At 42.7% G+C, this 302-nt stretch carries 1 protein-coding gene; it reads left to right on the forward strand.

Going from position 1 to position 302, the window contains the following annotated elements; translation table 11 throughout:
- Nucleotides 1-302: DDE-type integrase/transposase/recombinase (locus FC07_RS11960; protein WP_157050159.1), on the forward strand; the 302-nt coding region annotated here is incomplete at both ends.

Consider the following 302-nt stretch of genomic DNA (forward strand, 5'->3'; position numbering starts at 1 on the left):
CATTCTCAAAAAAGATGGCTACTGATTTAGTCTTAAAGACCCTGGAAAGCGCGGTTAAAAATCGAACCATTACTGGGGACCTGATTATCCACACAGACTTAGGATCACAGTACACCAGCGATGATTACAACCAACGGTTAACAGAACTACATATCCGCCACTCTTACAGCCGTAAGGGGCGTCCATACGATAATGCACCAATGGAATCTTTTCATGCTTCCCTCAAAAAGGAATGTGTTTATCCAGTGTCGGTCTTTGAGAATTATGAAACTGCCGCTGCTGTCCTTTTTGAATATGTGCAT

Origin of the sequence: Loigolactobacillus bifermentans DSM 20003, from assembly GCF_001434575.1 — a bacterium.
Classification (GTDB): Bacteria; Bacillota; Bacilli; order Lactobacillales; family Lactobacillaceae; genus Loigolactobacillus; species Loigolactobacillus bifermentans.